Source organism: Streptomyces sp. NPDC091292 (genome assembly GCF_044757265.1).
Taxonomy (GTDB): Bacteria; Actinomycetota; Actinomycetes; order Streptomycetales; family Streptomycetaceae; genus Streptomyces.
In genome coordinates this window covers 256463-275100 of sequence record NZ_JBIVUQ010000009.1, presented here as the reverse complement: position 1 = coordinate 275100, position 18638 = coordinate 256463, and the positions used below count along the sequence as shown (strand labels likewise).

At 72.1% G+C, this 18638-nt stretch carries 19 protein-coding genes; 13 read left to right on the top strand and 6 right to left on the bottom strand.

The window, feature by feature from the left end; translation table 11 throughout:
* Positions 1–45 precede the first annotated feature (45 nt).
* From ACIQNU_RS25175 to ACIQNU_RS25155, 5 genes are read left to right on the top strand one after another with little or no spacing between them, the layout of a single operon-like run.
* Positions 46–900: a p-hydroxycinnamoyl CoA hydratase/lyase gene (locus ACIQNU_RS25175; protein WP_401370437.1), complete on the top strand. Its 855-nt coding sequence runs from the start codon at positions 46–48 to the stop codon at positions 898–900.
* A 17-nt stretch (positions 901–917) separates the two neighbouring features.
* The gene (locus ACIQNU_RS25170; protein ID WP_401370436.1) at positions 918–1892 is read left to right on the top strand and encodes a dioxygenase; all 975 of its coding nucleotides are present in this window, start codon (positions 918–920) and stop codon (positions 1890–1892) included.
* Positions 1893–1897: 5 nt separating this feature from the next.
* The gene (locus ACIQNU_RS25165) at positions 1898–3382 is read left to right on the top strand and encodes an aldehyde dehydrogenase family protein (protein WP_401370433.1); all 1485 of its coding nucleotides are present in this window, start codon (positions 1898–1900) and stop codon (positions 3380–3382) included.
* 9 nt (positions 3383–3391) lie between these two features.
* Positions 3392–4057, top strand: coding sequence for a nuclear transport factor 2 family protein (locus tag ACIQNU_RS25160; protein WP_401370430.1), 666 nt, complete (start codon positions 3392–3394; stop codon positions 4055–4057).
* Between the two features lie 40 nt (positions 4058–4097).
* Complete coding sequence (locus ACIQNU_RS25155) at positions 4098–5246, top strand: ABC transporter substrate-binding protein (protein ID WP_401370428.1); 1149 nt, start codon at positions 4098–4100, stop codon at positions 5244–5246.
* A 45-nt stretch (positions 5247–5291) separates the two neighbouring features.
* Here the strand turns inward: ACIQNU_RS25155 and ACIQNU_RS25150 are convergent, their stop codons facing one another.
* From ACIQNU_RS25150 to ACIQNU_RS25135, 4 genes are all read right to left on the bottom strand, one after another.
* Positions 5292–5858, bottom strand: a complete 567-nt coding sequence (locus ACIQNU_RS25150; RefSeq protein WP_401370426.1) for a sigma-70 family RNA polymerase sigma factor — start codon at positions 5856–5858, stop codon at positions 5292–5294.
* Between the two features lie 263 nt (positions 5859–6121).
* The gene (locus ACIQNU_RS25145; protein WP_401370423.1) at positions 6122–6940 is read right to left on the bottom strand and encodes a hypothetical protein; all 819 of its coding nucleotides are present in this window, start codon (positions 6938–6940) and stop codon (positions 6122–6124) included.
* An 11-nt stretch (positions 6941–6951) separates the two neighbouring features.
* The gene (locus ACIQNU_RS25140) at positions 6952–7794 is read right to left on the bottom strand and encodes a lytic transglycosylase domain-containing protein (protein ID WP_401370421.1); all 843 of its coding nucleotides are present in this window, start codon (positions 7792–7794) and stop codon (positions 6952–6954) included.
* A 127-nt stretch (positions 7795–7921) separates the two neighbouring features.
* The gene (locus tag ACIQNU_RS25135) at positions 7922–8617 is read right to left on the bottom strand and encodes a hypothetical protein (RefSeq protein WP_401370420.1); all 696 of its coding nucleotides are present in this window, start codon (positions 8615–8617) and stop codon (positions 7922–7924) included.
* A 49-nt stretch (positions 8618–8666) separates the two neighbouring features.
* Here ACIQNU_RS25135 and ACIQNU_RS25130 point away from each other — a divergent pair, with 49 nt between their 5' ends.
* From ACIQNU_RS25130 to ACIQNU_RS25095, 8 genes are all read left to right on the top strand, one after another.
* Complete coding sequence (locus ACIQNU_RS25130) at positions 8667–9029, top strand: hypothetical protein (RefSeq protein ID WP_401370418.1); 363 nt, start codon at positions 8667–8669, stop codon at positions 9027–9029.
* A complete protein-coding gene (locus ACIQNU_RS25125) occupies positions 9026–9325 on the top strand; it encodes a hypothetical protein (RefSeq protein ID WP_401370416.1) in 300 nt (99 codons plus the stop codon). The genes ACIQNU_RS25130 and ACIQNU_RS25125 overlap by 4 nt, the downstream gene beginning before the upstream one ends.
* A gap of 121 nt (positions 9326–9446) precedes the next feature.
* Complete coding sequence (locus tag ACIQNU_RS25120) at positions 9447–9755, top strand: hypothetical protein (RefSeq protein ID WP_401370415.1); 309 nt, start codon at positions 9447–9449, stop codon at positions 9753–9755.
* A 17-nt stretch (positions 9756–9772) separates the two neighbouring features.
* Positions 9773–10534 carry a hypothetical protein gene (locus ACIQNU_RS25115; RefSeq protein ID WP_401370412.1) on the top strand — a complete coding sequence of 254 codons (762 nt, stop codon included), beginning with the start codon at positions 9773–9775 and terminating at the stop codon, positions 10532–10534.
* A 1-nt stretch (position 10535) separates the two neighbouring features.
* Complete coding sequence (locus ACIQNU_RS25110) at positions 10536–11846, top strand: hypothetical protein (RefSeq protein ID WP_401370409.1); 1311 nt, start codon at positions 10536–10538, stop codon at positions 11844–11846.
* A 182-nt stretch (positions 11847–12028) separates the two neighbouring features.
* Positions 12029–13522 (top strand): SCO6880 family protein, encoded by a 1494-nt coding sequence (locus ACIQNU_RS25105; protein WP_401370407.1) that lies wholly within the window; start codon positions 12029–12031, stop codon positions 13520–13522.
* Between the two features lie 251 nt (positions 13523–13773).
* Entirely contained in the window at positions 13774–15267 is a 1494-nt protein-coding gene (locus tag ACIQNU_RS25100) for an ATP/GTP-binding protein (RefSeq protein WP_401370550.1), read from the top strand.
* 23 nt (positions 15268–15290) lie between these two features.
* Positions 15291–17084 (top strand): type IV secretory system conjugative DNA transfer family protein, encoded by a 1794-nt coding sequence (locus ACIQNU_RS25095; protein WP_401370548.1) that lies wholly within the window; start codon positions 15291–15293, stop codon positions 17082–17084.
* On the opposite strand, the gene ACIQNU_RS25090 is transcribed toward ACIQNU_RS25095, so the two are convergent.
* Positions 16978–18231 carry a DUF418 domain-containing protein gene (locus ACIQNU_RS25090; protein ID WP_401370405.1) on the bottom strand — a complete coding sequence of 418 codons (1254 nt, stop codon included), beginning with the start codon at positions 18229–18231 and terminating at the stop codon, positions 16978–16980. The two genes, ACIQNU_RS25095 and ACIQNU_RS25090, sit on opposite strands and share 107 nt — an antisense overlap.
* Positions 18228–18620: a hypothetical protein gene (locus tag ACIQNU_RS25085; protein ID WP_401370403.1), complete on the bottom strand. Its 393-nt coding sequence runs from the start codon at positions 18618–18620 to the stop codon at positions 18228–18230. Before ACIQNU_RS25085 ends, ACIQNU_RS25090 begins: the two co-directional genes overlap by 4 nt.
* Positions 18621–18638 lie beyond the last annotated feature (18 nt).

Sequence of the window (18638 nt, the reverse complement as noted above, 5' to 3'; positions counted from 1 at the left end):
GTCAGGGCCTTGATGAAGTACCTGACACGATGGAAGGAACATCTCATGCCCGAGGAACGGTCAGAACGGTCCTGGTCCACCGTCCGCGTCGCGTACGACTCCGGCATCGCGTGGGTCACCCTCGACCGGCCGGACAAACGCAACGCGATGAGCCCGCAGCTGAACGCCGAGATGATCGAGGTACTGGAGGCCGTCGAGGCCGACGACCGCTGCGGTGTGGTCGTACTGACCGGCAGCGGTGAGTCCTTCTCGGCGGGCATGGACCTCAAGGAGTACTTCCGCGAGGTGGACAAGGCCCCCGAGTACGTCCAGCTCAAGGTGCGGCGCGACTGCTCGCAGTGGCAGTGGCGGATGCTGCGCGTCTTCTCCAAGCCGACCATCGCGATGGTCAACGGCTGGTGTTTCGGGGGCGCGTTCGTCCCGCTCATCGCCTGCGACCTGGCGATCGCCGCCGACGGGGCGCAGTTCGCGCTCTCCGAGGTCAACTGGGGCATTCCGCCCGGCAATCTGGTGACCAAGGCGCTGTCGGAGGTCGTCGGGTACCGCGACGCGCTCCGGTACATCATGACCGGCGACACCTTCAACGGTGTCCAGGCCGCCGAGATGGGCCTGGTCAACTCCAGCGTCCCGCTGGCCGAGTTGCGCGCGGAGACGGTCAAGCTGGCGAACAACCTGCTGGCGAAGAACCCCGTCGTGGTCCGCGCCGCCAAACTCGGCTTCAAGCACAGCCGCGACATGAGCTGGGGCCAGGCCGAGGACTACCTCTACGCGAAGCTGGAGCAGTCCCAGTTCCTCGACCCGGAGCGCGGCCGGGAGCAGGGGCTCAAGCAGTTCCTGGACGACAAGACCATCCGGCCGGGCCTCCAGGCGTACGAGCGCCACGCCCCCACCGCCGGCTGACCGGGACGGGAGCCGGAATGTCCCCCGCATCGCCCAGGACGGCGCGCGCCCCGGAGCGCACCTGCCCCGCGGACATCACGTCCGCCGTCGCGATGAGCTTCGCGGACTGTCCGCGGCCACGGCTGCGGCTGCTGATGCAGATGCTCGCCCACCACCTGCACGCCTTCGCCGAAGAGGTACGGCTGACGGAGGAGGAATGGAGCGCCGGGATCCGTTTCCTCACCGAGACGGGTCGCGTCACCACCGGTGAGCGGCAGGAGTTCGTGCTCCTGTCGGACACGCTCGGCCTGTCCATGCTCGTCGACGCGCTCCAGCACCGGCCGGACGGAGCGGTGGACGCGGTGGACGCGGCGGCCACGGAGTCCACCGTGCTCGGCCCCTTCTGGGCGGCGGGCTCCCCCCTGCGCGCGTACGGCGCCTCGATCGCCGAGCGTCCGGCGGGCGTACCCACCTGGGTCCACGGCCGCGTACTCGACAGCGCGGGCGCCCCGGTTCCCGGCGCCGAACTGGACATCTGGCAGAACGGGGACGACCGGCTCTACGCCGTCCAGGACGCGGGCGCCCCCGAGCACCATCTCCGGGGCCGCTTCCGCACCCGCCCGGACGGGCGATACGCGTTCTGGGCCGTACGGCCGACCGCGTACCCGATCCCGGACGACGGACCCGTCGGCCGGATGCTGGCGGCCACCGGGCGGCATCCGTGGCGCCCGGCACACCTCCACCTCAGGGTCCACGCCTCCGGATTCCGGCCGCTGACCACGCATGTCTTCGACGCGGACAGCCCCTACCTCGACTCGGACACGGTGTTCGCGGTCAAGCCGTCGCTGATCCGCGCCTTCGTACCCCGCGCGGCCGACGACCCGGAGCGTCCCGCAGGCGGCGAAGGCGGCACCGAGGGCGGCGGCCCATGGTTCTCGGTCGAGAACGACCTCGTCCTGTCACCCTCCCCGACCTCGACCCCGTCACCACCCCCCAGCGCCGAGAAGGAGTAGCGCCGATGGGCACCGACAACACCCCCGGCGAGCCGGGCGACCGTCCTCAGGACCTGCTGATCGGCGGCCGGTGGCGGCAGGCCGAAGGCGGCCGTACGACATTCACGCTCAGCCCGATCACCGAACAGCCCCTGCCCCCCGTGGCCGCGGCGTCCCGGGCCGATGCCACCGCGGCGGTGAAGGCCGCCGACGCGGCGTTCGCCACCTGGTCGCAGTCGGCTCCGGCCGCTCGCCGCGCCCTCCTGCTGCGCGCCGCCGACCTCCTGGAGGAGCGAGCGCCCCGCATCACCGCCACCATGACCGAGGAGAACGGGGCGGTCGCGGCCTGGGGGCACTTCAACGTCCGTCTCGCCGCCGGAATCCTGCGCGAGGCCGCCGCGCAGGCGTACGGACTGGTCGGCGAGGTACTGCCGTCGGACGTTCCCGGGCTTCTCGCCCTGGGCGTACGGCAGCCGGTGGGCGTCGTCGTCGGGATCGCGCCGTGGAACGCCCCGCTCATCCTCGGGGTGCGCGCGGTCGCCTGGCCGCTGGCCTACGGCAACACCGTGGTCCTGAAGGCGTCGGAGGAGTCACCCCGTACCCATGGCGCGATCGCCGAGGTGCTGCGGGACGCGGGGCTGCCGGACGGGGTGGTGAACCTGGTCACCAACGCCCCGGAGGACGCCGCCGAAATCGTGGAGGACTTGGTCGTCCACCCGGCGGTCCGCGCCGTGAACTTCACCGGCTCCACCCGGGTCGGCCGGATCATCGCGGAGAAGGCGGCGACGCACTTCAAGCGGACGCTGCTCGAACTCGGCGGCAAGGCACCGCTGGTCGTCCTGGACGACGCCGACCTGGACGCCGCGGCGGCTGCTGCCTCCTTCGGCGCGTTCATGTACCAGGGCCAGATCTGCATGTCGACGGAGCGCATCGTGGTCGACCGGTCGGTGGCCGACGCGTTCACCGAGCGGCTGGTCGCCCGCGCCGGTGCGCTGGTCACCGGCGACCCGAGGAAACCGGGCACGCAGCTCGGCCCGATGATCAACAGGCCGTCGTTCGCGCATCTGCGGGCGCTCATCGAGGACGCCGTGGCGGGCGGGGCGCGGATCGCGACGGGCGGCGGCTTCGATGACCTGGTCCACGAACCCACCGTGATCACCGGGGTCACCTCTGCGATGCGCCTCTACCACGAGGAGTCGTTCGGCCCGGCGGTCGGCGTCGTGGTGGCCGGCGACACCGACGACGCCGTACGCATCGCCAACGACACCCCGTACGGACTGTCCGGTGCGGTGTTCGGCAAGGACGAGGCGCGCGCGATGTCCGTGGCGAAGCGGCTGCGTACCGGCATCGCCCATGTCAACGGCGCCACCGTGCACGACGAGCTGATGATGCCGTTCGGCGGGGTGGGCCACAGCGGCTGGGGGCGCTTCGGCGCGCGGGCCGCGCTCGCCGAGTTCACCGACCTCCGCTGGATCAGCGTCTCCCAGCAGCCGCGCCACTACCCGATCTAGGAGCCTTTGATGGACCACGACGAGCAGGTGATGGACCATCAGCTCGCCGAGCGGCTGGCGATCCGGGAGCTGATCGAGAACTGGGTGCTGTGGCGCGACGCGGGTGACTGGGACCGCTTCCGTGAGGTGTGGCACCCCGACGGCCGGATGACGGCCACCTGGTTCCAGGGCTCGGGTGAGGAGTTCATCGAGGTCAGCCGCGCCGGGTTCGCACGCGGCGTCCGCATCCTGCACTTCCTCGGCGGCACCACCGTCGAGCTGCGCGGCTCCCGGGCCGTGGCGCAGACCAAGATGACCATCTCGCAGCGCGGTCCGGTCGAGGGCGTCGTCTGCGATGTGGTGTGCACCGGCCGCTTCTACGACTTCCTGGAGAAGCACGACGGCCGCTGGACGATCCTGCTCCGCCAGCCGATCTACGAGAAGGACCGGCTCGACCCGGTGACCGCCGGTCCCGGACCCGCGCTCGACCCCGGTCTGCTGGCCGCCTTCCCCGAGGGGTACCGCCATCTCGCCTATCTCCAGACCCGGATCGGCTACCGGGTCAAGCCGGACATGCCGGGGCTGACGGGGCCCGAGGTCCAAGCGCTGTACGCGCGCGGGTCGGCGTGGCTCGACGGCGCGGACTCCCCGTACACCCACACCCACACCCACACCCACACCCCCATGTCCCCGTGACATCCCCACACCGTTCCCGTACAGGAAGGCACTCCCGACCATGACCAGTTACCTCAGCAGGCGCCGGGCGCTCACCACCGCGGCGGGTGCCGCTCTCGGCGTGACCGCCCTCGGGGCCACCTCGCCGGGCGCGGCGGCGGCGCCCGCCGCGCGGCCGGCCCGAGGGGCCGCCGGGGAGGAGACCCGGACGCTGGACGAGCTGTACCAGGCCGCCCTCGCGGAAGGCGGCAAGCTCGTCCTCTACGCCGGCGGCGACACCCCGAACCAGCAGGACGCCACCAAGGCGGCCTTCCTGGCCCGCTTCCCGGACATCGACCTCCGACTGATCGTGGACTACAGCAAGTTCCACGACGTCCGGGTCGACAACCAGATCGCGACCGGCACCCTGGTCCCCGACGTGGTGCAACTCCAGACGCTCCAGGACTTCACCCGCTGGAAGCAGTTGAACCGCCTGCTCTGCTACAAGCCGGCCGGATTCTCCAGCGTGTACGGCGGTTTCAAGGACCCGGACGGCGCGTGGGTCGCGACCGGGGTGATCGCGTTCAGCTTCCTGTACGGCGTGGCGGCGGCGGGTGCCGGGGCGCCGGGCACCCCGGCGGATCTGGTCGACCCCGGCTGGAAGGGCAGGATCGCCTCGTCCTACCCGCACGACGACGACGCGGTCCTGTACCTCTTCAGCCTGTACGCGGACACGTACGGCTGGGACTGGATCGCCCGGCTCGCCGCCCAGGAGATCCAGTTCGCCCGGGGCACCCACACCCCGGGCGTCGCCGTGAACGGCGGGCAGAAGGCCATCGGTATCGGCGCCGCCGGTACGCTCACCGCGCCGCCGACCGCGCCCACCAAGTGGGTCGTCGCCCCGGGCCACCCGTTCATGGCGTGGGGCCAGCGGGCCGCGATCCTCCAGGCGGCCAAAAACCCGACGGCCGCCAAGCTCTACCTGAACTGGCAGTTGACCACCGCCCGTCAGCAGACGGCGTTCAACGGCTGGGCGGTCCGCACGGACGTCACCCCGCCGGCCGGGCTGCGGCCGATATGGGACTACCCGGAGGCACATGTGGACGGTTTCCCCCGTTTCATGGCGGACCGGGCGGCGGTCGAGCGCTGGAAGCAGACCTTCGCGCTGTACTTCGGAGAGGTCGAGGGCGACCCGTCGCCCGGCTGGCTGGGGCTGCGCCCGGGGGCGTGATCCCGACCAGGTAGAGGGAGGTCGGCGGCCGGTGGTTCCCCGCGGTCAGCGGTCCGCCACTTCCTCCACCGCGCCCGCCGTCCCCTCAAGGACCACCTTGAGGCTGCGCAGGGCGTAGTACACCCGGGACTTCACGGTGCCGCGCGGGATGCCCAGGTCGTCCGCCGCCTGCTGCGTGGTGCGGTCCGCGAAGAACGTGGCCTCAAGTACCTCGCGGTGCGCGGGTGTCAGTGCCTGGAGGGCGTCGTGCAGCACCATGGACGACAGCATCCGCTCTATGTCGTCCACCTCGGTTCCCATGTCGCCCAGCCAGCTCGTGACGCTGATCTCCGTGGGGCGCGCCATCCGGGTGCGGTGCGCGTCCACGACCAGGTTGCGGGCGACCCGGAACATCCAGGGGCGGACGGCCATCCCCTCGTCGTCGGTCAGGTTCTGCTTGATCCAGCAGCGCAGCAAGGTCTCCTGTATGACGTCCTCCGCGCGATGCGCGTCGCCGTCCACCATCCGCAGCACATAGGAGTACAGGGCCGGGCCGTGGTCCAGATAGAGATCGCGTAGCGCCTGCTCCTCCGGGGAGACCGCGCTCGCGGATCCTATGGCCGTCAAGTTCATGGCTGTGCTCCTGCTCCTCGGACGACCAGCCCCCAAGGGGGGGTGCGCGCCGGGGGCCCCTGGGATGTCGGAGGCCCGCGATGCACGTGGGGCTGACGAGCACCGGAGTGTTCCGAGCCACGGTCCACGTTCGTTTGACACTCGTTGTACGAGGCGATGGACGCGCAGGTCAGGAACGGTACGGGGCAGAGTGCGCGGGGCTTCCCCTGAGGGCTTCGAGATGCCTATGAGGGCTCAGGGGCTCCGGAGCGGCCCAGGAGGGATCAGGCGTATGCCGCCGCCAGTTCGTCCATCTGTCCCCGGACCTGTTCCGCGAGTTCCGCGTGGGCGGGCGACAGCCTTCCGCGCCGTTCCAACTGGTCCCACATGTGGAGCAGTTCCCTTCCGTGCGTGGCGGCGGCCCGGTCGTCGTCCAGCCGCTGCCAGGCGGCTGCCGCGCGCGCGACGTCCACCTCCGCCTGCCCGTCCCAGGTCCGGCACCGGATCCGCGCGACGGCCAGGGCAAGGACGATCGCCTCGCGGTGGTCGCCGCACAGATGCGCGAGGTACGCCTCCACGGCCCGCGCCTCCACCGCGTGCGGATGCTCGGCGCCCACCAGGTCGGTCAGGCTCGCGCGCAGCACGGACGCTTCGACGTATGCCTCTTCGAGCCGGCCGTCGGCCGCCCATGCGTTGATGCGGCCGACCTGTTCGGTGAACTCGGCGGGGAGGTCGACGGCGAGGACGGGGGGCGGGGCCGCGGCGCGGGCGCGGGCGACAGCCACGGCGATCGCGGAGGCGGCGGTGGGAGCGGGAGCGGGAGCGGGGGGTGTCTCGGTGAAGGGGGCCTCGGGTTCCGGGGCGGGTTCGGGTTCCTCGGGCGGGAGGACCTGGCTGGAGCCGTCCGGCGAGACCTCCAGGACGAAGGGGGTTCCGGAGCCGTCGTCCACCGTCGCCTCGACGGCTTCGCCGCGCTCCTCCGCGTACCGCTGCAACTGGTCGAGTACGGCCTCGTGCACGGACTGGCCCGGCGCGGCGCCGACGGGCTTTCCGTCGATCTCGGCGAGTCCTTCGTCGGCGATGTACACGTCGAAGCGGTCCATGGATGCCCTCCTCAGGTGGCGGACGTGGTCGGTTCGTCCGGCTGGAGTGAGGCCGGGACGGAAGGGGTGACGCCGGGTGTGGCGCCCGAGGGTGGGGCGCCGACGCCCTGGTACTTGGCGAACTGGACGCGGATGGAGAAGACGTAGCCCTGGGCGTCGTCCGCCGTCGGCATCCCCTTGGCCGCACGGACCTTGTCCATGCCGACGTGGTAGCCGGCGAGGGCGAGGTCCAGAACGCTGGTGAGGTTCCCGTCGGCATCCGTCTTCTTGACCTCGCCGTTGTCGATCATCTTCTGTGCCTGGTCGGCCAGTTCGCACAGGTAGCGGCCCTGCGCCATGATCGAGTCCGCCGCGTCCGTGGCGGAGGTCTTGTCGTTGTCGTCGTCGTCCTTGCCGTACTTCTCGAAGATGTCCGGCGGCAGTTGCGAGAGCCCCTTCTCGCCGTTCGGGCCGACCGCCTTCGCGTCGAAGCCGGACTCCCTCTCGATCTGCGCCGCGATGACGATCGGCCCGATGGCGGAGCACAGCTCGCCGGCCTTCTTGATGTGTTCCGCCAGGTCCGTGGGGACGGTGGAGACGTCGAGTTCGCCCTTGCCGTCGCCCTGGAGGATGTTCAGCGACTCGTTGGCGGTCTCCTCGTTGGCGCCGTCTCCGCCGCCGCCTCCGCCGAACAGCAGGATCAGGGCGATGAGCGGGGCCAGGAGGACCCCGAAGCCGCAGATGATGATCAGGATGACCGCGCCGCCGCCCAGGACGACCGGGGAGAAGAGGCAGCCGCAGCCGGCGCCCGCGGCGATCGTGTTTCTGGCCGCGTTCGACTTGCTCTCTCCACCGCCCTCACCCGCCCCGCTCATGCGCGCCTACTTCTTTCTCTTGCCTTGAACCGCTCCGGCCACACGACCCGTTGTGGTGTCCGACGGGCTCGGAGTGTTCAAACGGCCCGCAGAGCAATCCGGTTCAAACCAGTGGAAAACAGATGAGTCAGAGCAGCGGAACCATGAGCGGCGAAAGGGGTGGGGCACCCGTGGGCACTCCTTCGGCACAGCCGCCGGGCTCGCAGTCCTGGGTACGCGGACCGAAATCCGCGGAGCCGAAATCCGGAGAGCCCAGGTCCGCGGAGCCCAAGTCCGCAGAGCCGAAGTCCGGGGAGCCGCAACCCGCCCGTCCGGCGCCGCGGGCCGGCACCGCCGGTCCGGCGCAGTGGACGCGAGCCCCCCGCCCCAGGCCGGCGACGGACGCCGCCGCTCCCGCACCTCGGACGAACCCGCCCGCTCCCGCACCCCCGGCGAACTCGCCCGCTCCGGCGCCCCGAACGAACGCGGCCCGTCCGGCGTCGTCCGGTACGCACACCGGCCGCCCGGCACCCCGTACGAACACCCCCGCTCCGGCACCCCGTACGAACACCGCCCGTCCCGCCCCCCGATCGAACACCGCCGCTCCCGCGCCCAGGGCCCGCACGGCGGCTCCGGCACCGACGGCGCCCACCACGCCCACCACGCCCACCACGCCGGCCGCCCCCGCGAGGACCCGCCCCCGGCGCCCCGCGACCCCCGCGTCCCCGCCACCCGCCCCCGCACGGCGCGCGACCCCGGCGCCCGAGTCCGCTGCGGACCGGACCGGGCCGAAGCGGCCCCGGCAGGCGCGGAAGCGGGACAGCGGCGAGGTCGGGTGGGTCAAGGCGCACGGCGGGTCCGGTGCGAGCACGCTGGCCGAGGCGCTCGGCGGCGTGGACGTGGGAGCCCGCTGGCCGCACCCCAGGAAGGGCGAGCCGCGCCGGATCGTGCTGGTCGGCAGGACCAGCGCGGACGGACTGCGCGCGGTCTCCCGGGTGCTGCGCGCGCTGGACGAGGGGAAGGCCCCCAGCGGGCTCGACCTGCTGGCCGTCGCCCTCGTCGCCGACGCCCCCGGACGGCTGCCGCTCAGTCTGCTGCACCGCATCCGGGTGCTGCGCTCCGTCGCCCCCGTGTACCGGGTGCCGTGGATACCGTCCTGGCGCACGGGTGGCCGCCCCAAGTCCCCGCCGAGGAGGCTCGCCATGCTCGCCGAGCTGGTGAGCGGCGAACTGGACGGATCGAGGTCCACGTCATGACCCGTTCCCTGCCCGTCGCCCGGCTCCTGGCCGCCAAGCCCTACCATCCGCCCGTGGGCTCCGGCGCCGACACCATTCTCAGCCTTCTGGCCTGGTGCGTCTCGGCCGCCGGAGTCGCCGGGCTGATCTTCGTCGGCATCCAGATGTCGCTCCAACTGCGCCGCGGTGATCCGGGCGAGGGCGGCGAGCACTTCCGCGGTGTCTTCTACGTGGTCATCGGCTGCGTGCTCGCCGCGACGGCGGGTCCGCTCGTCGGCTTCCTGGGCGATCTGTCGCTCCGCGGCGGTCCGCCCTAGCCCACCCCGGCGCTCGCGCGCCCCCAAGCACTCCCCTCACCCACCCAGTCGCTTTCTCGATCACGTCTCGACCACTTCTCGCCCACCGCTCGACCCGGGCCCCATTTCCTCGGAGATCCCCATGTCCTCACTGCTCGACAAGGCCACCATCTTCCTCGCCGCAAACCCCGTTCCGGGAAAATCCGAGGTTCCGGATCCGCAGCGGAGCGCTCCGGAGGAACTCACCACCATCGTCGACACGGTCCTCGGCATAGCCGCCTGGGCCGGTACCGCCGCGGGCGTCGCCGGAGTTCTCATCACCGGCGCGATGATGGCCGTCTCGGTGAAGCGGGGCGAGAGTTCGGAGCACATGAGCCGCCTCGGCATGGTGCTCGGCGGCTGCATCCTGGTGGCGACCGCGGGCCCGCTCGTCACCTTCGTCTTCCAGTGAGGCAGCGGGACTTCGGGATGTTCTCGCGCAGGAGGGAGCGCGTCGAGGAGTCCAGGCCGTTCTGGAAGCAGCGCAGTTGGCAGCTTTCGGCGGGGTTCCTCGGCGTCGTCGTCGTACTGAGCATCGTCGCCGCGCTGACGTCCGCCACGGACGACACGGACGACCGTGCGCGTGCGGCGGCGGCCGTCGGCCCGCTCTCCGAGGCCGCCGTCATGAAGAACGGCCGGCCCGAGGGGTGCAGTACCGACGACAGCGCGGGCGACACCGTGCCCAAGACCGCGCCCAAGGACGTCAGTTGGCGCAAGCTCGGGGTCGGGGACGTGCCCGTCTCCGTCTCCGCGGGACCCACCAGGATCGAGAAGGCCGACAAGGTCCTGTGGTGGTGTTACGCGCACACACCCGCCGGCGCCATCATGGCCGCCCATGTCATCCCCTCCCAGATGAGCGGGCCCGACTGGCTCACCGTCACCCGCCAGCAGGTCGTCGCCGGGACGGGGCGCGAGATGTTCGAGTTCCAGCGCTCACTCGCCCAGGACATCGCCCCGGGGAGCGACCCCGGGCCCGTCGCCTCGTACGCCGGTTACTCGGTGATCTCGTACACGAGCAAGGCGGCCACCATCCGGGTGCTCCTCAAAGGGGAGCAGGGGTACGGGGCGTGCAGCATCGATCTGCGGTGGAGCGGCGGCGACTGGAAGATCCTGCCGGGCGGCAACGGCGACCTCCAGACGTCGATGACGTCCGTCTCCAACGTCAGCGGCTACACCATGTGGGGAGGCTGACATGCAGTGCGGTGACACGAAGCTCAACCTGATCTCCAGCTTCTTCAGCTTCCTCGGCAACCCCATCAAGACCATCCTCGACCTGGTGTCGAACTTCGTCCTCGCGGCGGCCGTCCAGGTGTTCGGTGGGCTGGTCCGGCAGGTCCCCACGTTGACGGGGACCAGTTCGTCCAAGACCATCGGCAGCCAGACGCAGTGGATCGTCGTCTACCTCGCGGTCGGCTCGCTGCTCTTCGCGGCCGGCCGGATGGCCCTTGAGCGCAGGGCCGACGCGGGCAAGACGGCGATGAAGGGCATCCTGCGGGTCATTCTCGTCTCGGGCGCCGCGACCACCGTGGTCATGGCCGCGGCCAGTGTCGCGGACGACTACTCCAAGGCGCTGTTCGACGAAAGCGTGAAGACGCTGCTCGCCGGCATCGGCAGTTGCTCGGGCAAGAGCACCATCGAGAGCTTCCTGATGCTGGTCCTCGCCTTCCTCCTGCTGATCTCCGGCATCATCCACACGATCCTGATGTACATCCGGCTCGGCGTGATGATCCTCATGCTCGGCACCCTCCCGATGGCCGCCGCCGCCTCGATGACGGACTGGGGTGGCGGCTGGTGGCGCAAGCACATCGCGTGGATGGTCGCCTGGCTGCTCTACAAACCCGCGGTCGGTCTCATCCTGTACGCGGGCACGGTGATGATCAGTTCCAGCAAGGGCACCAGCCCCGACGCCCCGAACGAGGTCGCCTTCGTCAGCGAACGCATCGCCGGTATCGGCGTGATGCTCCTGTCGGCCATCGCGCTGCCCGCACTGCTGAAGCTCATCGTGCCCGCCACGGCGGCCCTCGGCTCGGGCAACCCGATGTCCACCGTGGGCGGGGCGGCGGGCAGCCTGGCGACCGGCGCGGTCCGGCTCGGCGGCGGTGGCAGCGGTAGCGGCAGCGGCGGTTCCGGTGGCGGAATGGGTCCGAAGGGCCCGTCGGGCGCGGCCTCTTCGGGCGGCGGTTCGGCCGGGTCGGGTGGAGCGAGCGGTTCGAATGGATCGGCCGGAGCGAGCGGATCGAACGGATCCAGCGGTTCGGCCGGAGCGGGCAGCTCGGGCAGTTCGGGCGGCGCCAGCGGATCAGGCGGTTCCGGCGGAGGTGGTTCCGGCGGAGGCGGGGTCGGCGGCGGTGCCGCGAGCGGCGGGCGCGCCGCATCGGGCGCCGGGGCGGGCGCGGCGGCAGGCCCGGCCGCAGCCGCCACCATCGCGGCGGTCACCGTGGCGAGCGCCGCGGCGAAGACCGTCAGCGGTGCCGTCGAGGGCGCCGGCGAAGACACCAACTGATCCGGGAGCGTGACGACGCGGGACGACCGCCGGTCCTTCCCCGTCGTCGCCTCCCCCTGACCGGCCGCTGAGCCGCCTTCCCCCGGGGCGGCTCAGCGGTCTCCCCCTCCCTCCCCCGCTCCTCCCCTCCCTCCACCACCATCCGTCGCGCACCCGTCACTTCACGAAGGGAAACCGGACCCATGTCCACGGAAGCCGCCCCCCGTCCCACCTACGGGAACTGGCGCAGGCCACGGCGGCCGGGGCTCGGCCCGCTCGGACTCGTCGGCACCTTCGCGGTGTTCGGCGGACTCGTCATCACCCTGCTCGCGTCGCTGATCTCGCTGTACGCCGCGATGGTCGTGCTCGTGCCGGTCATCATGTTCGTGCTGCCGCTGTCCGTCCGTACCCCCGACGGGCGCAACGTCTACCAACTGGTCGCGCTGCGCATCGGGTGGCGGCGCCGGAAGGCGAAGGGCGCGCACCTCTACGTCTCCGGCCCGCTGTCCAACCGGCCCGGTGGCCGTTTCCGCCCGCCGGGCCTGCTCAACAAGGTCACCGCGACGGAGAGCCGCGACGCCTATGACCGCCCGTTCGGCATCCTGCACCACCCGCAGCGCAATCTGTACACGATCGTCCTGGGCTGCGACCCCGACGGCGGCTCGCTCATCGACCCGGACCAGGTCGATGTCTGGGTGGCGCTGTGGGGCGAGTGGCTGGCCCGGCTCGCCCACGAACCCGGTCTGCGCGGCGCCTCCGTGATCGTGGAGACCGCCCCCGACCCCGGTACGCGGCTCGCCCACGAGGTGCTGCCGCGTATCCACCCCGACGCTCCGGCCGCCGCCCGTGCCGTGATGGAGGAGGTCGTCGAGCGCTATCCGAGCGCGTCCACCGAGATGCACACGTACGTCTCGCTCACCTATGGCGTCCCGGGCGGCCAGAAGCGCCGGAAGGACGACATCATCACCGACCTCGCCATCCGTATCCCGGGTCTGCTCAGCGGGCTCGTCGCGGCGGGCGGCGGGGCCGCGTATCCGCTGTCGGCGGAGCGGATCGCCGAGGTCGTCCGCGTCGCGTACGACCCCGCCGTCGCCGCCGATGTCCTCAACGCCCGTGCCCAGCACGGCGGGACGGGCCTGGAGTGGGAGGACGCGGGACCGGCCGCCGCCGTCGAGAGCGTGAAGAACTACCACCACGACTCGGGGGTGTCCCGTACCTGGATGCTGACCCTGGCGCCGCGCGGCACGATCCGCTCGTCGGTGCTGCGGGGCATGCTGGAGGCGGCCCCCGGCACCCGCCGCAAGCGGGTCGCCCTGATCTACCGGCCCATCGACCCCGCGACCTCGGCCCGGATCGTGGAGGCGGACCGGCGCAGCGCCCAGTTCATGGCGACGTCCGGCAAGGGCATGGTGCAGGCCCGCGCGGCCTCCGAGGTGAAGGCGGCGGAGCAGACCGCGGCCGAGGAGGCGTCGGGTGCGGGGCTCGTGGAGTTCTCGCTGATGCTGACGGTCACCGTCGACAACGAGGAAGAGCTGGCCGACGCCGACGTGACCGTACGCAATCTGACCGCGGCCTCGCGGGTGCAGATGCGGCCCGCGGACCGGATGCAGGCCGCCGCGTTCAGCTGCACGCTGCCCGCCGGAATCCTGCCGTGGGAGCAGACCCTCGTCCCGCACGAGATCCAGGAGGCGCTGTGAGCCGCAAGGAGCGCAAGCAGGCCGAGCAGGCGGACCGGCTCGCCGAGGAGCGGGCGCACCGGGAGCTGAAGGAGGGGAAGAAGCCGTCCGGGGCGGACGGGACCGGCGCGAAGAAGGGCGCAGGGGCGAGTGCCGGCGAGCGGCGCGACGGGAAGCGTAAGGCTCCGGCCCGGCCACGGGAGCTGTATGTCCCGCCGCGGGGCTGGTACGGCGCGGGCGGTGGGCGCGTCGGCTACATGGATCCGCCGACCATGTGGCGTGCGACCACGGTGCAGGCGTGCGGGATGTGGCCGTTCGCGGCGGGTTCGGGTTCGCCGATGACGGGGGTGCCGCTAGGGCAGCATCTGTTCACCGGTGCCACGGTCTGCGGCGACCCGCTGAACTGGTTCACGCGGGCCCGTTACATCTCCAACCCGTCCCTGTTCATGCTCGGGATGCCGGGCCTGGGCAAGTCGACGCTCGTCAACCGGATGCTGATCGGGCTCGCCGCGACCGGTGTCGTCCCGCTGGTGCTCGGCGACCTCAAGCCGGACTACGCCGACACCGTCCGCGCGCTCGGCGGCCAGGTGATCTCCATCGGCCGTGGCCGGGGCGGCATCAACGTCCTCGACCCGGGTGCGATGGGCGCCGCCGCCGTGAAGATCGGCGGCGAGGCCGGGGAGGTCCTGAAGGCCGAGGCCCATGGCCGTGTACTGAACATGGTCGCCGCGCTCATCACCATCGTGCGCGGCCGTCCCATGGACGACCACGAGCAGTCCGTGCTCTCCGCCGTCCTCCACCATCTGCGGGAACGCACCCCGGTCGGGCGTGCCGCGCTGCTGCCCGATGTGCTGCGGATCCTCACCGAAGGTCCACCCCGGGTGCGCGCGGTGACGCTCGACCGGGGCGACGACACCCGCTACCGGGACGCCGTCGACCCGCTGCACCGCTCCCTGCTGGGCATTCTCGACGGCCCGCTCGGCGACACCTTCGCCTCCGAGACGTCGACCCGTATCGACCCGGACGCGCCCGCCGTGTGCATCGACATCTCCGGCATCGGTGAGGCCGACACGCAGTTGACGGCCGCCGCGATGCTCGCCGCCTGGTCGGACGGGCTCGGCACGGTGGCCGCCTCGCACGCGCTCGCGGACGCGGGACTCGCCCCCCGGCGGTGGTTCTTCACGGTGCTCGACGAGCTGTGGCGCCCGCTGCGTGCCGCCTCCGGCATCGTGGACCGCATCGACGCGCTGACCCGTCTCAACCGCTCCCTCGGTCTCGGCGACGCCAAGATCACGCACACGCTGAAGGACGCCGAGGCGCTGGGCACGGACGCCGACCGGGCGAAGGCGCGCGGCTTCGTGGAGCGGGCCGGGATGGTGGTGTGCGCGGGGCTGCCGAAGACCGAGATGGAGGATCTGGGCAAGGTGGTGGGGCTGTCCCGGCGCGAGATCGAACTCGTGTCGTCCTGGTCGTCGCCGCCCGGCTGGGGTGTCAACGGTGAGAACGAGGAGCCGCCGGGCCGGGGCCGCTTCCTCATCAAGGTCGGTGGCCGCCCCGGTATCCCCATCAAGGTCGCCATCACGGACGCGGAGCGCCGGCTGCACAACACCAACACCCGCTGGACGCCCAACGAGGAGGCCGCCGAGCAGGCGGTCGAGCAGGCCGCAGCGCAGGTGGCGCGGGCCGCGCAGGACGGGACGCACGCATTCCACGAAGGGCCGGGCGCGCCCGGTACCGAGACGCCCGCCGGGAGGTGGACCGCGTGAGCGGCCCGCGCGGGGGCGGCGGCATGAACGACCAGTGGGCGTGGGCGATCTTCGCGACCGCCGGCACCGGCTTCCTCATGTTCACCGTCGCCTGGTCCGGCGGCACCCTCGGCTCGGGGCTCTCCGGCCACGGCTGGGACGCCCCGCCCTTCGCCCTGTCCACGGTCGGCCGCCTGGTCTCCGAGGGACCGGCCGCGCTGTGGCCCGGGGCGCCGGCCGGCGCCGTCTACGGGGGCATGCTCGGCCTGATGGTGCTCATCGCCGTGCCGATCGCCCTCACCGTCGTGCTGCTCCTGAACCGTGCCTCCCGCCCGAAGGGCCTCGCCGGACGCCGTGAACTCGCCGGTATGTGCCCGAAGGGCGTCGAGGCGCGCGCCCGCGAACTGCGTCCCACACTGGAGGGCCGCGAGCGGCTGCACCCGGACGAGACCGGCAACCTCCTCGGCGACCTCGACCCCAAGGGCCCCGAACTGCGCAGCAGTTACGAGGACGTGGAACTCGACCTGATGGCGCCCCGCGCGGGCAAGTCGACCGGCATCGCCATTCCCCGGGTGCTGCGGGCGCAGGGCGCCGTCCTGCTCACCTCCAACAAGTCCGACGTGTACGCCGTCACCCGCGCGGAGCGCGAGAAGGCGGGCACGGTGTGGACGTTCGACCCGCAGGGCATCGCGCACACCCCGCGCGCCATGTGGTGGAACCTGCTCGGCGAGTGCGACACCATCGAGGCGGCGCGGCGGCTCGCCGGCCACTTCGTGGCGTCGGTGAACGACGACACCGCGAAGAAAGACTTCTGGATCTCGGCCGCCCAGAACACGCTCACCGCGCTGTTCCTGGCCGCCGCGCGCAACCGGGCGCCGGTGACCGAACTCCTCGCCTGGCTGGCCGACCCCGCCGACCGCACCCCGGTCGACCTGCTCCGGCAGGTCGGGCTCGTCGCGATGGCGGAGCAGTTGCAGGGCACCGTACGCGGCGCTGTGGAGACCCGGGACGGGATCTACGAGACGGCCCGGCAGACCGTGTCCTGTCTCCTCGACCCCGAGATCCTCGCGTGGGTCACGCCCGATCCGACGCTCCCGGAGTTCCGTCCGGACGTGCACGTCCTCGGCAACGACACGCTGTATCTGCTGTCCAAGGACGGCGGCGGTTCGGCGGCGGGCGTCATCGCGGGCCTCGCCGACGCCACGATGCGCGCGGGTGTCGTCGCCGCCGAACGCATGGGCGGCCGGCTCGACCCGCCGCTGACCGCCGTGCTCGACGAGGCCGCCAACGTGTGCCGCATCTCCGACCTGCCCGACCTCTACTCGCACTTCGGCTCACGCGGCATCAACGTCGTGACGCTGCTGCAGAGTTACCGGCAGGGCGCCCGGGTGTGGGGCGAGGTGGGCATGGACGCGCTGTGGAGCGCGGCCACCGTCAAACTCCTCGGCGCGGGCCTGGACGACGCGGACTTCGTACAGAAGATCTCCACGCTCGTGGGTCAGCACGACGTGAAGACCCCCAGCATCTCCCGCAGCAAGGACGGCACGTCCCGCTCGTACTCCTACCGGCAGGAAGCGGTACTGCCCCCCGACCGTATCCGCGCCCTCCCCAAGGGCACGGCCCTTCTCCTCGCGACCGGTGTCCGGCCCGCCCTGATCCGGCTGCGTCCCTGGTACAAGGAGCCGGGCGCGGGCGCGATCTCGGCGGCGGCGAAGGCGGAGACGAAGGCGATCACCGCACGGGCCGCGGGCCGGTTCGCGGGCCGTCCGACGGAGGCACTGCCTCCGGGTGTGCCGCTGGCGAAGCCGTATCCCGTCCAGGACGCCGCCCCGAGGTGAGCGTACGCAGCACCAGCTCGGCGGGCCCGTACCGCGTCCGGGCCATCAGCCGTGCGCCGACGGCGAGTTGGACGCCGTACAGCACCACACAGCCCGCGAGGACGGCGGCGGCGCCGACCCGGTCGTAGAGCCCGAGGCCGTATCCGGTGAACACGAGGGCGAGTACCAGTGACTGGGTGAGGTAGTGGGTGAGGGCCATGCGGCCGGCGGCGGCGAGCACGGCCGCCGCCCGGCCGCGCGGGTGGAGCAGCAGGAGCAGCCCGCAGACGTACGACGCGGTCAGGGCCGGTCCGGTCAGGACGGCGATCGCGTGGCCGGTGAGGAACCAGCGGCTGTCCAGCGGCCCGTTGGCGCACACGGCGGTGGCGACCGAGCCGGCGAGGCCGAGGGGCAGCCACCGTACGAGGGTCCGGCGCAGCCACCGCCGGTCCCGTGCCCGGCGCTCCAGCAGGCCCGACTTGGCAGCCGCGAGGCCCGCCAGGAACGCGGCCAGCATCTGCGGCGCGTACAGCAGATTCGCTTCGAGCGTCGCCGGCAGGTCGTGCAGATGGGCCCCGACCACGGAGAGGACGCCGCCTCGGCGGGCGGCGATGGTGTCGGCGACGAGAGGCGCGTACTGCTCGGGCGTCATCGGCAGGGTGGTGGCCACGGTGAGGAGCCCGTGGCCGAGCAGGAGCAGGGACAGGACCGCCACGAGGCCGACCGCGAGCCGTACGGCGGTGCGGGGGGTGAGGCCGCGCAGGCCGTACAGGACCAGGGCCAGGGCCGCGTACGCCGTGAGGATGTCGCCGGGGTAGAGCAGCACGGCGTGGGCGAGACCGATCCCGAACAGCCCGGCCACGCGCCGCAGATGGCGCGGCGCGAACGCGGCGCCCGCCCGCTCGGCGGACCGCATCTGGAGGACGAAGCTGTAGCCGAAGAGGAAGGCGAACAGGGGGTAGAACTTGGCGGAGACCAGCGCGGTCGTCAGCCAGGCGGCCACCCGGTCGGCGCCGGACGCCTGGGGTCCGCCGCCGAGCGCGAGGTAAGGGCCCGCCATCATCAGGGCGTTGACGAAGAGGATGCCGAGCAGCGAGAACCCGCGCAGCACGTCGATCTCGTGGACCCGTCGCCCTGGTGGGCCGGGCTCCTTGCCGTCGTGGCTCACCGGGCCACCGTGAGCGCGGTACCGAACGCGACGGTCGCCGCGAGGAACCAGCCGAACGGCGGGGCCAGCAGATGGCGCGGCAGCCACACCCGGGCGGCGTGGGGCCGGTTGCGTGGATAGACCACGGGCACGGCGGCGCCGATCGGGGGCAGCCCGCGCCATGGCCCGGAAGCGCCCGGATCGAGGACGAAGGACCGCCCCAGGTGGTCGGTGAACACCACGAGCCCGCCGCGCCTGCGGTCGGTCTCCGCCCGCTCCGTCACCCGGCCCTTGACGAGGACGCCCCGCACCGACAGCAGCGCGATCGTCGCGGTCTGCCGGACGGCGAGCAGCAGAAACCCGGAGCCCAGTCCCGTGCCCAGGGCCAGGAGCAGCAACTCCGGTTCCATCAGGCCGCCTTCACTCGC

What these genes read in the sequence shown, in the direction of transcription:
- ACIQNU_RS25175 (WP_401370437.1), top strand. Translation starts at nt 46, where the DNA reads ATGCCCGAGGAACGGTCAGAACGGTCCTGGTCCACCGTCCGCGTCGCG.
- ACIQNU_RS25170 (WP_401370436.1), top strand. Translation starts at nt 918, where the DNA reads ATGTCCCCCGCATCGCCCAGGACGGCGCGCGCCCCGGAGCGCACCTGC.
- ACIQNU_RS25165 (WP_401370433.1), top strand. Translation starts at nt 1,898, where the DNA reads ATGGGCACCGACAACACCCCCGGCGAGCCGGGCGACCGTCCTCAGGAC.
- ACIQNU_RS25160 (WP_401370430.1), top strand. Translation starts at nt 3,392, where the DNA reads ATGGACCACGACGAGCAGGTGATGGACCATCAGCTCGCCGAGCGGCTG.
- ACIQNU_RS25155 (WP_401370428.1), top strand. Translation starts at nt 4,098, where the DNA reads ATGACCAGTTACCTCAGCAGGCGCCGGGCGCTCACCACCGCGGCGGGT.
- ACIQNU_RS25150 (WP_401370426.1), bottom strand. Translation starts at nt 5,858, where the DNA reads ATGAACTTGACGGCCATAGGATCCGCGAGCGCGGTCTCCCCGGAGGAG.
- ACIQNU_RS25145 (WP_401370423.1), bottom strand. Translation starts at nt 6,940, where the DNA reads ATGGACCGCTTCGACGTGTACATCGCCGACGAAGGACTCGCCGAGATC.
- ACIQNU_RS25140 (WP_401370421.1), bottom strand. Translation starts at nt 7,794, where the DNA reads ATGAGCGGGGCGGGTGAGGGCGGTGGAGAGAGCAAGTCGAACGCGGCC.
- ACIQNU_RS25125 (WP_401370416.1), top strand. Translation starts at nt 9,026, where the DNA reads ATGACCCGTTCCCTGCCCGTCGCCCGGCTCCTGGCCGCCAAGCCCTAC.
- ACIQNU_RS25120 (WP_401370415.1), top strand. Translation starts at nt 9,447, where the DNA reads ATGTCCTCACTGCTCGACAAGGCCACCATCTTCCTCGCCGCAAACCCC.
- ACIQNU_RS25115 (WP_401370412.1), top strand. Translation starts at nt 9,773, where the DNA reads ATGTTCTCGCGCAGGAGGGAGCGCGTCGAGGAGTCCAGGCCGTTCTGG.
- ACIQNU_RS25110 (WP_401370409.1), top strand. Translation starts at nt 10,536, where the DNA reads ATGCAGTGCGGTGACACGAAGCTCAACCTGATCTCCAGCTTCTTCAGC.
- ACIQNU_RS25105 (WP_401370407.1), top strand. Translation starts at nt 12,029, where the DNA reads ATGTCCACGGAAGCCGCCCCCCGTCCCACCTACGGGAACTGGCGCAGG.
- ACIQNU_RS25100 (WP_401370550.1), top strand. Translation starts at nt 13,774, where the DNA reads ATGTGGCGTGCGACCACGGTGCAGGCGTGCGGGATGTGGCCGTTCGCG.
- ACIQNU_RS25095 (WP_401370548.1), top strand. Translation starts at nt 15,291, where the DNA reads ATGAACGACCAGTGGGCGTGGGCGATCTTCGCGACCGCCGGCACCGGC.
- ACIQNU_RS25085 (WP_401370403.1), bottom strand. Translation starts at nt 18,620, where the DNA reads ATGGAACCGGAGTTGCTGCTCCTGGCCCTGGGCACGGGACTGGGCTCC.